The organism is Promicromonospora sp. NPDC023805 (genome assembly GCF_040639635.1).
In the GTDB taxonomy this organism is placed as follows: Bacteria; Actinomycetota; Actinomycetes; order Actinomycetales; family Cellulomonadaceae; genus Promicromonospora.
The window spans coordinates 80,084-95,540 of sequence record NZ_JBFAAH010000005.1; the positions used below are offsets into that span (position 1 = coordinate 80,084).

Sequence of the window (15,457 nt, forward strand, 5' to 3'; positions counted from 1 at the left end):
TTGGGGCGCACTATAGAAGGATGAGGGCGATCTGGAAGGGCGCCGTGACCTTCGGCCTCGTCAACGTTCCGGTCAAGCTGTACAGCGCGACCGAGGACCACGACGTCCCGCTGCATCAGGTACACGACGCCGACGGTGGACGTATCCGGTACAAGCGTGTGTGCGAGATCGACGGTGAGGTGGTGCCGTACGAGCACATCGACCGCGCTTACGACGACGGTGAGCGCACGGTGGTGCTCACCAAGAAGGACCTCGCCGATCTCCCGGCCGAACGGGACCGCGAGATCTCGGTGGTGGAGTTCGTGCCCAGCGAGCAGATCGACCCGATCATGCTCGACAGGACGTACTACCTCGAGCCCGACTCCAAGTCGACGAAGGCGTACGTGCTGCTGCGCCGCACGCTGGAGGAGACCGACCGCACCGCCGTCGTGAAGTTCGCGCTCCGCCAGCGCACCAGGCTGGCCGCGCTGCGCGTGCGCGACGAGGTGCTCGTGCTGCAGACCCTCCTGTGGGCCGACGAGATCCGCGAGGCCGCGTTCCCGTCCCTCGACGAGCCGGCGAAGGTCTCCGAGAAGGAGCTCACGATGTCGGCGCAGCTCGTCAGCAGCTTCGAGGCGGACTTCACGCCCGAGGACTACGAGGACGAGTACCAGGTGCAGCTGCGCAAGCTCGTCGAGGCCAAGCTCGAGTCGGGCGAGTCCGTCGACACGGCGGCGACGTTCGGCGAGGCCGCCGAGGGGGACGGCGAGGGCGCGGAGGTGGTCGACCTCATGGAGGCGCTCAAGCGCAGCGTCGCGGAATCGAAGTCGAAGTCCGGTTCACGAACCACGTCGGCCTCGAAGACGGCCTCGAAGTCGAAGTCCAGGTCGAAGTCCCAGTCGAAGTCCCAGAAGGCCGGCTGACCGGGTCAGTCGCGCAGCCGCTCCGCCAGCCCGCGCTCACCGGCCCGCATCACGTGGGCGTGGGCCCAGGCGAGCGGCGCGGGGCCGATCCGTGCGGCGACACGGAACCACGCAGGGACCGGGGACACCAGCCAGAGGAGCTGGACCTCGGTCGACCTGCCGCTGGTCGAGCCTCCGTTGGTGGAGCTTGTCGAGACCCCGGCGTCCCCGACGGCACGCACCGTCACGTCGGCACTCCCCGCCAGGTCACCGGAGACGTCGAGCAGCGCGCGACCCGGTTCGCCGTCCGACGGCGCCGTCGTCTGCCTCAAATCGAGCCGGAACTGTAGCGAATACCCGAGCGGGCTCCGAACCCGCAGGTCAGCCCAAGTCCCGGCCGCAGCCAGCCCGTCCGGCCCGACGACGGGCCGCGTCGCCGCGGCGGTGAGTCCCGGCCACCAGTCGGGCCAGGTGAACCGCGGGTCGGCCAGCACCGACCAGACCCGTGCCACAGGTGCGGCCGGCCGCCAGACGGACTTGAGCGTGAACACCGGGCCATCGTGCCGTCCGCCCCCGGCAGACCAGTCACCGACCCGCCGGGCCACAAGCTGGCCGTGTGTCGGGCGGGCCGCGGGTGGGCGCACCCCGTGACAAGGTAGAGCCGATGAGTCGTACCAACCCGCCCCACTGGCTGCGCTGGACCCTGACCGGCGTAGCCGCAGCCCTGGTGGCCCTCACGTTCGGGATCACCACCGCGCAGGCAGACCTGAGCCTCGGCCCGCACGAGGCCACGTACTCGGTCACCGCGGACGACAGACTGGTCGCGGATCTCGGCCCGCTCGGCACCGTCGTCACCGACTCCCCGCTGCCGCTCACGCTCGGGGTGCGGATCACCGTGCACGAGATCCCCGCCGACCTCTCGGCGGTGGACACCGCCAGCTTCGACGCGCTCGTGGGCGACCTCGACGGGTACCTCCAGTTCTTCGGCAGCCCGCAGCAGACGGTGCGGACCGTCGCGTGGGCACTGACCTGGGACGCGCTCCGCGGCGCGGGCGTGGCGGCAGTGGTGCTGGTCGCCGCCGGGTTCGGCCTGCGGGTCCTGCTCGGCCCTGCCCGACGCCGGGAGCTCGGCCGGACGCTCACGCCGCGCACCGGGAAGATCACCGGCGGGGTGCTCGTCGCCGTGCTCGTGGCCGCGACCGTCACAGCGAGCGCCGGGCCGGACGAGAGGGCCGCGCTGCCGGCTTCGCCGGTGTTCGCGGGGACGGCGCTGGAGGGTGCGCGCATCACGGGCCGCCTGGCGAGCGTCATCGACACGTACAGCGGCCAGCTGGTCGAGACGTATCAGGCGAACGAGGTGTTCTACGCGGGGGCGCGTGAGCGGCTGAACGAGGCGTGGGAGGCGCGGGTCGCGCAGCAGGAGGAGGCGGAGAGCGGTCCGGAACCGACGGGTTCGGCGTCGGCAAGCCCGGAGGGAGCCGACTACGTGACGTTACTGCTGGTCTCGGACCTGCACTGCAACACGGGGATGACGCCGTTGATCCGTGACCTGGCCGATCGGCTGGGGCCGGACGTCATGCTGAATGCCGGGGACACGACGATCAACGGTACGAGCGTGGAGTCGGTGTGCGTGGACTCGTTCGCGTCCGCCGTACCCGACGGGGTCCCGTTCGTGGTCTCGGACGGCAACCACGACTCCCGCCTGACGACCGCTACAGAGCTCGCGAACCGGCAGATCGTGCTGGACGGCGAAGTGGTCGAGGTGGAGGGTGTGCGGATCCTCGGCGACCGGGACCCGCTGGAGACGCGGATCGGTGGCGGCACGGTGATGGCCCGTGAGGAGACGCCGGAGGAGGCCGGCGCCCGCCTGCGGGACGTGGCGTGCGACGCGGCGGGGGAGCCGGGGCTCGGCGGGTTCACGGCGGAGGACCGTGTCGACCTGCTGCTGATCCATCAGCCTGCGGTGGGTGACGCGGCGCTGGAGTCGGGCTGCGTGCCGTTCCAGATCTCCGGGCACATGCACAAGCGGATCGGGCCGGACGTCGTGGGGTACGGCGTGCGGTACGTGAACGCCAGCACGGGCGGGGCGACGAAGGGCAACACGTCGGTGGGGCCGCTGCGGGACTCGTCGGAGATGACCGTGCTGCGGTTCGACCCCGAGCGCCGTCAGTTCGTGGACTGGCAGCTGGTCGAGGTCACGACGGAGGGGGAGGCGGTGGTGGGCGAGCGGCAGTCGTTCCCGCCCACGGTCCCGCTGCCCGACGAGGTTCCCGGCGACGACGTCGGTGGTGTGTTGTCCGGCATCGGGTCGGCCCCGTCGCCGTCCGCGCAGGACAACTAGGCTTGGCCCGTGGAGATCGCAACCGACCCGGCCGAGCTGACGCCCGTCGCCCAGGACTACCTGAAGGCGGTGTGGTCTGCCCAGGAGTGGTCGGACGAGAAGGTGACCACCAAGCATCTCGCCGACCGGCTGGGTGTGGGCGCCTCCACGGTCTCGGAGACGGTGCGCCGCCTGTCCGGGCAGGGCCTGCTGGAGCACGAGCGGTACGGCGCGATCCGCCTGACCGACGACGGGCGCCGTCTCGCCCTCGTGATGGTGCGCAGGCACCGGCTCCTGGAGACCTTCCTCGTGGACCAGCTCGGTTACGGGTGGGACGAGGTGCACGACGAGGCGGAGGTGCTGGAGCACGCCGTGTCGGACGTCTTCGTCGAACGGATGGCCGCACGGCTGGGCAACCCGTCGCGCGATCCGCACGGCGACCCGATCCCGGCGGCGGACGGCACGGTGGTGCGGCCCTCCGCCGTACCCCTGTCGTCGATGCATGCCGGTGACGCCGGCACGGTGGCCCGCATCTCCGACGCCGACCCCGAGGCGTTGCGCTATCTCGCCGAGCTCGGCCTGGACCTGGACATGCGGGTGGAGGTCACGACGCGGCGGGAGTTCGCCGGCACGGTAGCGGTGTCGTGGCAGGCGACCGGCGAGCCGGCCGGTGCCTCCGAGCGGGTGGCCGATCTCGGCCTGCTGGCGGCTTCCCGCGTCTGGGTCACGCAGGAGTAGTCTCCTCTCCGTTCCCCTCTTGCTCGTCGCCGGTGTCGCCGACGGTCCTCCCGAATCGATACGACACCCCTGGAGACCCCATGGCGACCAGCCCCTCACAGCCTGCTCCCGACGAGACGTCCGGCAAGAGCTCGATGCGCCGCGCGGCGCCCGCGCTCGTCGCCCTGGCCGTCGGCGGCTTCACCATCGGTACCACCGAGTTCGCGGCGATGGGCCTGCTGCCCGACGTCGGCGCCGACCTCGGCGCGACCGACCCGCAGGTCGGGCACACCATCACGGCGTACGCGCTCGGTGTCGTCGTCGGGGCGCCGCTGCTGACCGTCGCCGCGGCGCGCATGTCGCGCAAGCGCCTGCTGCTCGTGCTGATGGGCGCCTACACGCTCGCGAACGTGCTGTCCGCGGCGGCGCCGGACATCGGCTGGCTCGTCGTCGGCCGGTTCCTCGCGGGGCTCCCGCACGGCGCGTTCTTCGGCGTCGGCGCGGCCGTGGGCGCCGCCGTCGCGGGGCCTGCTCAGCGCGGACGTGCCGTCGCGACCATGATGACGGGCCTGACCATCGCGAACATCGTCGGTGTCCCGCTGTCCACCTGGGTCGGCCAGACCTTCGGGTGGCGCACGTCCTACGTGCTGATCGGCGCGCTCGGCATCGCCACCCTGCTCGGGCTGTGGCGGCTCGTGCCGGACGCCGCCGGCGGGCCCGGGCGTTCGGTGCGCACCGAGCTGGCGACGCTGCGGAACGTGCCCCTGTGGTTCGCGTTCGTCGCGGGCGCCATCGGCTTCGGCGGCATGTTCGCGGTCTACACCTACGTGGCCCCCACCATGACCGGCGTGACCGGCCTGCCCGGCGGGGCGGTGCCCTGGGTGCTCGCGCTGTTCGGCGTCGGGATGACCGTTGGCATGCAGATCGGCGGCCGGCTGGCCGACCGCGGTGTGCTGCGCGCCGTGGTGATCGGCTTCGCGACGACCGCCGCCTCGCTGGTGCTGTTCGCCCTGACCGGTGGCTGGGTGGTGCCCGCGCTGGCCTCGCTGTTCCTGCTCGGTGTGACGTCGCAGATCCTTGGCCTCGCGTTCCAGACCCGGCTCATGGACCTGTCGCCCGGCGCGCCGTCGCTCGGCGCTGCCCTGTGCCACGCCGGGCTCAACGTGGCCAACGGTGCCGGAGCGTTCCTGGGCGGCGTCGTGATCGACGCCGGCTGGGGCTACCTCGCGCCGGCCTGGGCCGGGGTGGTGGTCACCGTTCTCGGCCTTGCCCTGATCCTGGCGTTCGGGCGGCAGCGGGTCGCCCACCAGCCGGCGGAGACCGCTCTGTGACCTTGATTTCAGCAATGTCCCAGACTTGGCCGGTAGCGTTAGCCGTGTGACCGATACCGGGGCGACCACGACGTCGTCGGACAGTGCGATCAGCGGCCAGAACGACGTTGTCGTGCCGGGCCCTGCGCCCCTCAGCGGGCGGACCCTCGGGCTGCTCCTGGTGGTGCTGGGCGCCGTCGGGTTCGCCGGCTCGATGTGGTTGGCGATCGAGAAGTACCTGGCGTTCGTCGAACCCGATCGGACGGCGTCGTGCACGATCAACCTCTTCGTCACGTGCAGCGCCGCCATGGACTCGTGGCAGGGTGCGCTGCTCGGCTTCCCGAACCCTTACCTAGGTCTGGCGGCGTTCCCCGTCGTCATCACCACCGGCGTCGTGGTGCTGGTCGGCGCCCGGCTGCCCCGCTGGTACTGGGTGTCGCTGCTCGTCGGGACCCTGGTGGGCCAGGCGCTCGTGTTCTTCCTGATGGCGACCAGCTTCTACGTCATCGTCGCGCTGTGCCCGGCCTGCATGATCGTGTGGACCATCATGTGGCCGCTGCTCTGGTTCCAGCTGGTGCGGGGTGTGCAGTCCGGTGACTTCGCGGTCGGCGCCGGCCTGCGGGACGCGATCGTCGGCAATCGCGGCATCATCCTGATCATCGGCTACGTCGCGGCCGTGGCGTGGCTGATGCTCGCTGTGGGCGGGCCCCTCGTCGACTCGTTCTGACGCCGTCCTCCAGGGAAACAGGTACCGGGCGGGGCGTGTTGCTGTGCGTCGACATTGTCCACACACAGCAACACACCCCGCATCCGTACTGTCGCCTCGCGACCGCCGTCAGCGCCTCAGTGACTCGCGCAGCGTCCTGCCCTCGCTGCCCGACGGCGGCGCGTAGCCCAGCAGTGCCGAGATCGTCGGCGCGATGTCGATGTGGCGCGGCCTCCAGGGGTGCACGCCCGGCCGGACGCCGGCGCCCGCCAGCACCAGCGGGACGCGCAACTCCGTGGTGGCGCCGTGCCGACCGGCGGGCCCGGCGGGCGTGGCGCCGAACGACCAGCCCGGCTCCGGCTCGACGATGAGGTCGCCGTAGTTCGGGCTCATGCGCATACGGCGCTGGTCAGGCTTGTCGAAGACGTTCCGCACCTGCGGCAGCGCCTCCAGCGCCGCCCGTAGCTGTCGGACGGCGGCGGGATCACCCGCGCGCTCGCCGATGATCCGCACGTCCGCGACGCCGCCGACGACTATCGCGACGTCGGTGCCGGGGGCCGGCGACTGTCCGCTGGTCAGGATCTGGGGAACGAAGCCCGCCGCCTCGATCGCGGCCAGCGCCTCGGCGCCGAAGCCCTCGTCGAACGTGGTCATGCCGTGGTCGCCGGTGATGACGAACGCGGTGCGGCCGTAGGTCCCGGCGTCCTTCGTGGCCTGCACGATGCGTCCGAGCTGCCGGTCGATCTCGGTGAGGGCGCCGGGGAGGCGCGGGTCCGCGTCGCCGCCCTCGTGCCCTATCGCGTCGAGGGTGTCGCAGTAGACGGTCATGAGCTCGGGGATGCCGTTCGCGGTGACCAGCTGCCCACCTGAGCTGACGGGCTCACCGCGGAGCACGGCGACGGCGTCGTCGGTGCGGCGGGCGCAGTCGCCGCCCGGCTGGGTGTACAGACCGTCCGGGTCGCCGTAGGTGACGCCGTAGTTCTGCAGGATGAACCACTGCGCGGAGAACACGGTGCCGCCCTGCTCGCGGACCGACTGGGCGATGGTCGGCACGGCGAGGTCACGCTGCTGGCCCCTGGCCGTGCCGGTGGCCGGGTCGAACCAGTAGGCGGTGTTGCGGTGGGTCTCCGGCCAGGCGCCGGTCGCCACCGACGACCACGACGGGTTGGTGATCGAGGTCATCACGCCGGTCGAGGTGGTGACGCTGCCCCGGCGCAGGAGCTGTCGGAGGTTCGGCATGGGCGCCGTTCCGTCCCGGACCAGGTCGAGGTACTCGACGTCGAACCCGTCCAGTGCCAGGAAGACGACATGGTCGGCCGGGCCGTTCCCGGCAGAGCCAGTGCTGGAGCCGGTGGTGGAGGCGAGGGCAGGGTCGGCGTCGTCCGCGGGCAACGGCGCGGCGGCGGCGGTCGAGGCCGTCCACACGAGGGTGGCGGCGATGCTGGTGGCGAGGATCTTTCGCAACGAGGGCATCATGCGGGCAATTCGAGCACTCGAGGAGGGAACTTCGGGGGAGGTGCGAGCGAATGTCGGATGAACCTTCACCCTGTGGACGAGCGAGGGGCGGCGACCCCGTCGGTCGGTAGACTCGGGCGGGTGACCATGCCCGACGCACCCGAGCGCACCACGTCTTCGGACGAGCCCCGTTTCCGCTACACCCCGACCCTCGCGCAGCAGATCGAGCTGCGCTGGCAGGACGTCTGGGAGGAGCGCGGAACCTTCCACGCGGCGAACCCGCAGGGGCGACTTACGGGGCCGGGCGGGAGCCCGGCCGAGGGTGACCCGTACTTCATCATGGACATGTTCCCGTACCCCTCGGGTGCGGGGCTGCACGTCGGCCACCCGCTGGGCTACATCGCCACGGACGTGACCGGGCGCTTCCGCCGCATGTGCGGCGACAACGTGCTGCACGCGCTGGGCTACGACGCGTTCGGCCTGCCCGCCGAGCAGTACGCGGTCCAGACCGGACAGCACCCGCGCGTGACCACCGAGGCCAACATCATCAACATGCGGCGCCAGCTGCGCCGCCTCGGGCTGGGCCACGACTCGCGCCGCACCTTCGCGACGATCGACCCCGAGTACGTCCGCTGGACGCAGTGGATCTTCCTGCAGATCTTCGACTCCTGGTACGACGCCGAGGCCGAGCGTCCCGGCCCCTCGACGGGTTCTGGCACCGGCCGCGGGCGGGCCCGGCGCATCTCCGAGCTGCGCGACGAGCTGGCCGCCGGCACGCGTCCCGTCCCCGGGCACGACGGCGACAACGCCGGCGGCGCGGTCTGGTCGGCGCTCAGCGCGGAGGAGCAGCGCGACGTCATCGACACGCAGCGCCTCGCCTACGTCGACTCCTCCCCGGTGAACTGGTGCCCGGGCCTGGGCACGGTGCTGGCCAACGAGGAGGTCACCGCGGACGGCAGGTCCGAGCGCGGCAACTACCCCGTCTTCCAGCGCAACCTGCGCCAGTGGAAGATGCGCATCACCGCGTACGCGGACCGCCTGGCCGACGACCTGGAGCTGATCGACTGGCCGGACAAGGTCAAGTCGATGCAGCGCAACTGGATCGGCCGGTCCATCGGCGCCAACGTGCGGTTCGACGTCGTCGGGACCGCCGAGGGCGACCCGGCCGGCGCAGCTGGGACGCTCGAGGTCTTCACCACCCGCCCCGACACCCTGTTCGGCGCCACCTTCATGGTGGTCGCCCCGGAGCACCCGCTCCTCGACGAGGTGCCCTCCGCCTGGCCCGACGGCACGCGCAGCAGCTGGACCAGTGGGTACGACACCCCGATCGCGGCCGTCGCCGCCTACCGCCGCGAGGCGTCCGCGAAGACCGCCGTCGAACGCCAGGCCGACGCGGGCAAGAAGACGGGCGTGTTCACCGGACACCTGGCCGTCAACCCGACCAGCGGGCTGCAGGTCCCGGTGTTCACCGCGGACTACGTGCTCATGGGTTACGGCACCGGCGCCATCATGGCCGTGCCGGGTGGTGACGAGCGTGACTTCGCGTTCGCCGAGGCCTACGACCTCCCGGTCATCCACACGGTCGAGCCCGAGGGCGGGCTGCCCGCGGACCACGTCGGCGCGTACGCGGGTGACGGCGTCGCCGTCCGCTCCTCGAACGACGAGATCTCGCTGGACGGGCTCGGCGTCGTCGACGCCAAGGCGAAGATCATCGCCTGGCTGGAGAGCAAGAACATCGGCGAGGGCACCACGACCTACCGCCTCAACGACTGGCTGTTCAGCCGCCAGCGCTACTGGGGCGAGCCGTTCCCCGTGGTCTGGGACGAGAACGACCGTCCGGTGGCGATCCCCGACGAGCTGCTCCCGGTGAACCTGCCCGACGTGCCGGACTACGCGCCGCGCACCTTCGACCCGGAGGACGCCAACTCCGAGCCGGAGGCGCCGCTGGGCCGCAACGACGACTGGGTCTACGTCACGCTCGACCTGGGCGACGGGCCCAAGAAGTACCGCCGCGACACCAACACCATGCCCAACTGGGCCGGGTCGTGCTGGTACTACCTGCGCTACCTCGACCCCACCGAGACCACGGCCGCCGCGCTCCCCGAGCTCGAGCAGTACTGGCTCGGGCCGCAGCACAACCCGACGTCCGGGCCCGCGGGCGGCGTCGACCTGTACGTGGGCGGCGTCGAGCACGCGGTGCTGCACCTGCTGTACGCGCGGTTCTGGCACAAGGTCCTGTTCGACCTGGGCCACGTGACGAGCATCGAGCCGTTCGGCAAGCTGTTCAACCAGGGCTACATCCAGGCCTACGCCTACACCGACTCACGCGGCCAGTACGTGACCGCCGAGGAGGTCGAGGGCGACGAGCAGACCGGCTTCACCTGGCAGGGCCAGCCCGTCAACCGCGAGTACGGCAAGATGGGCAAGTCGCTCAAGAACGTCGTGACGCCCGACGACATGTACGAGCAGTACGGCGCCGACACGTTCCGCGTCTACGAGATGTCGATGGGCCCGCTGGACCTGTCGCGCCCGTGGGACACCCGTGCCGTCGTCGGCTCGCAGCGGTTCCTGCAGCGGCTCTGGCGGAACGTCGTCTCGGAGGAGACCGGTGAGCTCACGGTGACCGACGACGAGCCGGACACCGCGACCCTGCGCGCCGTGCACCGCGCCATCGCCGACGTCCGCGTCGAGATGGAGCACATGCGGCCCAACACGGCGATCGCCAAGCTCATCACGCTGAACAACCACCTGACGGGGCTGTCGGCCGTGCCGCGCTCCGCCGTCGAGCCGCTGGTCCTGATGACGGCGCCCATCGCGCCGCACATCGCGGAGGAGCTGTGGTCGCGGCTCGGGCACGAGGAGTCGCTGGCGCACACGCCGTTCCCGACGGCCGAGGCGCAGTACCTGGTCCAGGACACCGTGACCTGCGTGGTCCAGGTCCAGGGCAAGGTGCGCGCGCGGTTCGAGGTCGCCCCGGACATCTCCGCGGAGGACCTGGAGGCGGCGGCGCTCAGCGAGCCGAACGTGGTCAAGTTCCTGGACGGCCGCGGTGTCCGCAAGGTGATCGTCCGCGCCCCGAAGCTGGTCAACATAGTCCCGGCCTGACCCTCGTTGAGTGCTGGATCTTCGCCCCTTCTCGCACCACACAGGGGCGAAAATCCAGCACTCAACGCTCTAGGGCTGTGCGGATGCGGCGCAGCAGACGCTCGGGGTACCGGATGACATCGTCTGCAGTCGCCGTGATGATCAGCCATCCCGCGTCCTCCAGGCGCTGCCGGCGCTCGACATCGCGACGCCAGGTCGCCGGGTCGGTGCGGTGGTGGTCGCCGTCGTACTCGATGGCGATCTTGAGGTGCGGGTATGACAAGTCCGGCAGCGCGAGGAACAGGCCGTCTTCATCCAGCGCAGGGACATTGACCAAGGGCTCGGGCAGTCCGGCGTCGACTATGAGCAGTCGCAGATCGGTCTCCATCGGGGAGTCAGTTCCCGGCCGGATCAGTTCGATCGCCTCCCTGCAGAGCGCGAGCCCTTTCATCTTGAAGGTTTCGCGCATCAGGAAGCTCAACGCGTCGGTCGTGGTCACAGGATTCTTGCGGCGTGTCATCGCATCCCCGAGCCTGACCAGGCTGCTCCTGTCCAAACGGTGCGCCACCTGGAGCCAGGTCTGCGGAGCCGACGTGATTCGCAGGCCGAAGCGGTCGAGGACGTCGATCTGCTTCTGTCCGCAGAAGTGCGGAGCGATGGCGAATCGCTGTGGCCGTTCGCCTCGGCGCGGCGTGACGACGTGGATGGCGTGATCGTCCTCGAGCTGCCAAGGGATGTCGATGCCGTGCAGGCGCAGCGCCGTCGTTCTGGCGAATGCCGCATTCGGGTGCACGACCCGCGCTATCGCCCGGCAGCGGTCGATCAGTGATGGGTTCGTGCCGTCGACTCTGACGCCCGTTGTCGGTGCGGCGAAGCGTGTGTTTCGGATCTGCTTTGGTGTGAGGTCGAGAGCCTGAGCCTCTTCGACTGTAAAGATGATGGATGACACCACTCCATGCTGGAAGCGGATGTCTCTCCTCGCCGCCTATCCACAGCTCTTCTTTGTCCCAAAAGTTGAGTGCTGGATTCTCGCCCCTCTGAAGCAAAGAAAGGGGCGAAAATCCAGCACTCAACGGAGGGTTAGCGGCGGCGGGTGCCGAAGAGGGAGCGGGTTAGCTCTCGGACTATGACCGTGCCCGCCGTTCTTGCCAGCGATCCGACCACGCGGTTGCGCTCCCGGGCGGTCTGCTCCTTGTGCCGTGCCTCCGCCCTTTCGCGGGTAGCGGCCTCCCGTTCGAGCTTGGCGCGCTCCTTCGCGATCTCGCGCTCGTCCTCGGCGGCCGAGGTCTCGCCGTCGGCCGCGGCGTGCCCCGCAGCCTGTTCCTGGGCCTTCGCCTGGAGCAGCTCGAACGCCGACTCCGCGTCGACAGCGGTGCCGTACTTCGCCTGACCGGCTGACGCGGCCACCACCCGGTCGATCTCAGCGTCGCCTGCCGGATCCATCGAGGCCTGCGGGGCCCGCACCCGGGTCCACGCGACCGGCGAGGGCGCACCCTGCTCGGTCAGTACGGTGACCACCGCCTCGCCGGTGCCGAGCTCCTGCAGCAGACGCTCCAGGTCGTACGGCGACGTGGGGAAGGTGCGCGCGGCGGCCCGGAGCGCGGTGGCGTCGTCGGGTGTGAAGGCACGCAGCGCGTGCTGCACCCGGTTGCCGAGCTGGGCCAGGACGTCGGACGGCACGTCCTTCGGCGACTGCGTCACGAAGAAGACGCCGACGCCCTTGGACCGGATCAGCCGGACCGTCTGGACGACCTGCTGCAGGAAGTCCTTCGAGGCGCCCGCGAACAGCAGGTGCGCCTCGTCGAAGAAGAACACGAGCTTCGGCTTGTCGACGTCGCCGACCTCGGGCAGCTCCTGGAAGAGGTCCGCGAGCAGCCACATCAGGAAGGTCGAGAACAGCTGCGGCCGGTCCTGCACGGCAGGCAGCTCCAGCACGCTCAGTACACCGAGGTCGCCCCTGGTGGCGATCAGGTCCGACGTCGAGAAGGCGGGCTCCCCGAAGAAGACGTCGGCGCCCTGACCCTCCAGACCCACGATCTCGCGCAGGATGACGCCCGCCGTCGCCGCCGAGACGCCGCCGATTCCCTTGAGCTCACCCTTGCCCTCGTCCGAGGTCAGGTGGGCGATCACCGACTGCAGGTCCTTGAGGTCCAGCAGCGCGAGACCCTTCTTGTCGGCCCAGTGGAAGATCAGCGTGAGACTCGACTCCTGCGTCTCGTTGAGGCCGAGCACCTTGGACATCAGCAGCGGCCCGAAGTCCGTGACCGTCGTGCGGATCGGGACGCCCTTGCCGATCCCGCCCAGCGAGTAGAACTCGACCGGGTACTGGGTGGGCGTCCAGTCCTGCCCGATGCTCGCGGCGCGCTCCGCGACCTTCGGGTTGTCGGGACCGGGGAGCGCGAGCCCGGACAGGTCGCCCTTGACGTCCGCGAGGAAGACGGGCACGCCGGCCAGGGAGAGCCCCTCGGCCATGCCCTGCAGGGTCTTGGTCTTGCCGGTGCCCGTCGCGCCCGCCACGAGGCCGTGCCGGTTCAGCATCGAGAGCGCGAAACCGACCTGGACCTGCGGGTTCGGGTTGGCGTCCCCGCCCGGCTCACCCTCGAGCAGGGCGCCCAGCGGGAGGGTGGCCTCCGCCGCATAGCCCGCGGCCACCTCGGCCGCGTAGCCCTGGACGGCGACGGATGCGCCGGACTGGGCGGCGGCGGGACCGGCGGGCGGTTCGGCGACAGCCGGTACAGCGGCGACAGGTTCGGTGCCAGCCGGTTCAGCGGCGGCCGGATCCGCAGGGGACGCCGGGGTCGGCTCGGCGGCGCGCTCCGCATCGTCGAGGGCCTTCTGGGCTGCCGCGGCAGCCTCCCGCAGTGCGGCGAGGTCGGGCTTCGATGCATCGGACATGTCTCGGATGCTAAGTCGGCCCGGCGCGCCGCGCGCGGGGAGAACAGGCGGTTTCGTCGTCCGGATCCTCGCGCGGATAGAGTGGCGCGGTCATGCGCACCCGACGTCGTACATCCCGCCCGGCACCCCAGGAGGTGCGGGTCGTCACCGACTCGACCGCCTGCCTGCCCACCGGCCTCTCGGGCGGCCCGGTCGTGGTGCCCTTGCGTGTCCTCGTGGGCGACGAGGTCTACGCGGAAGGTGAGGACGTCACGCCGGAGCGGCTGGCGGAGCTGGTCGCCGGGGGCGCTCAGATGACCACGTCCCAGCCGCCCCCGGAGGCGTTCGCGGCCGTCTACCGCAGCCTCGGTGACGAGGGCGCCCGGTCCATCGTGTCGGTCCACCTGTCAGGGGCGCTGTCCGGCACGGTCGGCTCCGCTGGTACGGCCGCGGCGCGGTCGCCCCTGCAGGTGCGCGCCGTCGACTCGCGGACCGGCGCGGCAGGCCTCGGCTTCGCCGCCCGGGCCGCCGCGGAGTGTGCCGCCGCCGGGGCCGACGCCGCCCACGTGGCCGCCCGGGCCATCGAGGTCGCCGGGACCGCGCACGCCCTGTTCGTCGTCGACACCTTGGAGCACCTGCGTCGCGGCGGCCGGCTGTCCGGCCCGGCGGCGGCGCTCGGCACGGTCCTCGGGGTCAAGCCGATCCTGAAGCTGTCGGACGGCGCCGTGGAGCTCTCTCAGCGGGTGCGGACCCGAGCGGCCGGTGCCGAGCGCCTCCTGGAGCAGGCCGCAGGTTTTGTCGCCGGGGCGACGCGACCGGTCGTCGCCGTGCACCACTTCGGCGCGCACGACCGGGCGCTCGCCCTCGCGGGCCGCCTGCACACGCGCACCCGGGTAGACGTCGAGGTCACACCGCTGAGCGCGGTGCTGGGAGTTCACGTCGGCCCGGGCACGCTCGCGGTGGTCGTCGCCGACCTGGGCGACCACGCGCACTGAGGCTCGGGAGCTCGGCTCGGCCGGCGCTCAGCTGGTCAGGACCTCGCGCAGCTTCGCCGCGAACTCCACGGGCTTGTCGGCGGGCTGGCCGTACTCGCCGCCGCTGAACCCACCGTGCCCGCCCGGGAAGACGACCGGTTCGGAGCCGAGCCGCGCGGCCGCCCCGCGAGCGGCGCGGCCGGTCATCTGCTCGCCCGTGTCCGCGCCGACGGCGATCACCACGTGGGGAGAGCCCGCCGCGATGGTCTCGTACCGCGGCTCGTACGGCGGCAGCACCAGCATGTTCACGCCGAACATCAGGTCGTCGCGCGAGCCGTCGTCCTCGGTCGGCAGGCCGAACGCGGCAGGGTCGGGGTCGGGCTGCTTCGCGTAGTCCGCGGTGAGCTCGCCCTCTGCCATGAGCACGGTGATGAACTTCGCCATGGCGGCGCCGAAGCCCTTCGCCTGGTAGGTGTCGTGCATGTCCGTCATGGCGGCGGTCATCGCCTCCCGGTCGGGGAGCGCGGTGGCCAGGGGCGGCTCGTGCGCGACGACCATGCGCACGTCCTCCGGATGGGCTGCCGCGAGCTCGAGCGCAACCACCGCGCCGCCGCTGGACGCGAACAGGTCGACCGGTCCACCGCCGACCGCCTCGATGACGCGGTGCACGTCCTCGGCATGGGTCGCGACGCCGGGCAGCTCGGTCTCGGTGCCGAGGTCCCGGGTGCTGCGCTCGACGCCACGGGGGTCGTACGTGACGACGGTCCGGTCCGTGAAGTGGCCCGCGAGCGTGACAAAGCCTTCCGCTCCCATCGGGAGGCCGATCAGCACCAGCGGCGGCTCGTCGGACGGCGTCGCGGCCTCGCGCACGTCGTAGGTGAGGACGCCGCTCGGCACCTCGAGGGTGAGGGTCTTCTTGTCCGTCATCGTGTTCGCTCCTGACTCGGTGGCGCTTCTCGCGCTCGCTACCAGGTCAGACGACGGCCCCGGGAAGAACTCATCGGCGACCGCCGGCGGAACCTGTCGGTCACGCGCGCGGACCCTCGCGACGGCCCGGTGCGGCTGCGAGCCCGACCACAGCTCGCGTTTTTCCGTGTCTGTGCACAGGTGGGCCACTGAGGTCACCGGAGGACGGC

12 protein-coding genes are annotated in these 15,457 nt (G+C 71.2%); 7 read left to right on the forward strand and 5 right to left on the reverse strand.

From position 1 onward, the window contains the following. The first annotated feature begins 20 nt into the window (after positions 1-20). Entirely contained in the window at positions 21-902 is an 882-nt protein-coding gene (locus tag AB0F70_RS07660) for a Ku protein (RefSeq protein ID WP_357445623.1), read from the forward strand. 5 nt (positions 903-907) lie between these two features. Here the strand turns inward: AB0F70_RS07660 and AB0F70_RS07665 are convergent, their stop codons facing one another. After that, the gene (locus tag AB0F70_RS07665; RefSeq protein WP_357445626.1) at positions 908-1,432 is read right to left on the reverse strand and encodes a hypothetical protein; all 525 of its coding nucleotides are present in this window, start codon (positions 1,430-1,432) and stop codon (positions 908-910) included. Positions 1,433-1,545: 113 nt separating this feature from the next. Between AB0F70_RS07665 and AB0F70_RS07670 the strand changes: the two genes are divergently transcribed. From AB0F70_RS07670 to AB0F70_RS07685, 4 genes are all read left to right on the forward strand, one after another. Beyond that, positions 1,546-3,222 (forward strand): metallophosphoesterase, encoded by a 1,677-nt coding sequence (locus tag AB0F70_RS07670; protein ID WP_357445629.1) that lies wholly within the window; start codon positions 1,546-1,548, stop codon positions 3,220-3,222. Positions 3,223-3,231: 9 nt separating this feature from the next. After that, the gene (locus tag AB0F70_RS07675) at positions 3,232-3,939 is read left to right on the forward strand and encodes a metal-dependent transcriptional regulator (RefSeq protein ID WP_357445632.1); all 708 of its coding nucleotides are present in this window, start codon (positions 3,232-3,234) and stop codon (positions 3,937-3,939) included. A gap of 80 nt (positions 3,940-4,019) precedes the next feature. Then, a complete protein-coding gene (locus tag AB0F70_RS07680) occupies positions 4,020-5,249 on the forward strand; it encodes an MFS transporter (RefSeq protein WP_357445635.1) in 1,230 nt (409 codons plus the stop codon). A gap of 46 nt (positions 5,250-5,295) precedes the next feature. Further along, positions 5,296-5,955, forward strand: a complete 660-nt coding sequence (locus AB0F70_RS07685) for a vitamin K epoxide reductase family protein (RefSeq protein ID WP_357445638.1) — start codon at positions 5,296-5,298, stop codon at positions 5,953-5,955. Between the two features lie 108 nt (positions 5,956-6,063). Here AB0F70_RS07685 and AB0F70_RS07690 read toward each other — a convergent pair whose 3' ends face one another. Further along, positions 6,064-7,410, reverse strand: coding sequence for an alkaline phosphatase family protein (locus AB0F70_RS07690; protein WP_357445641.1), 1,347 nt, complete (start codon positions 7,408-7,410; stop codon positions 6,064-6,066). Between the two features lie 126 nt (positions 7,411-7,536). Between AB0F70_RS07690 and leuS the strand changes: the two genes are divergently transcribed. Continuing rightward, positions 7,537-10,494, forward strand: a complete 2,958-nt coding sequence (gene leuS / locus AB0F70_RS07695; protein ID WP_357446004.1) for a leucine--tRNA ligase — start codon at positions 7,537-7,539, stop codon at positions 10,492-10,494. A 61-nt stretch (positions 10,495-10,555) separates the two neighbouring features. On the opposite strand, the gene AB0F70_RS07700 is transcribed toward leuS, so the two are convergent. Continuing rightward, on the reverse strand, positions 10,556-11,422 hold the full coding sequence (locus AB0F70_RS07700) for a DUF559 domain-containing protein (protein ID WP_357445644.1): 867 nt from the start codon (positions 11,420-11,422) through the stop codon (positions 10,556-10,558). Between the two features lie 131 nt (positions 11,423-11,553). Continuing rightward, complete coding sequence (locus tag AB0F70_RS07705) at positions 11,554-13,368, reverse strand: helicase HerA-like domain-containing protein (RefSeq protein ID WP_357445647.1); 1,815 nt, start codon at positions 13,366-13,368, stop codon at positions 11,554-11,556. 92 nt (positions 13,369-13,460) lie between these two features. Here AB0F70_RS07705 and AB0F70_RS07710 point away from each other — a divergent pair, with 92 nt between their 5' ends. Next, entirely contained in the window at positions 13,461-14,342 is an 882-nt protein-coding gene (locus tag AB0F70_RS07710; RefSeq protein WP_357445650.1) for a DegV family protein, read from the forward strand. A 27-nt stretch (positions 14,343-14,369) separates the two neighbouring features. Here the strand turns inward: AB0F70_RS07710 and AB0F70_RS07715 are convergent, their stop codons facing one another. Continuing rightward, a complete protein-coding gene (locus tag AB0F70_RS07715; RefSeq protein WP_357445653.1) occupies positions 14,370-15,248 on the reverse strand; it encodes an alpha/beta hydrolase in 879 nt (292 codons plus the stop codon). Between the last annotated feature and the right edge of the window lie 209 nt (positions 15,249-15,457).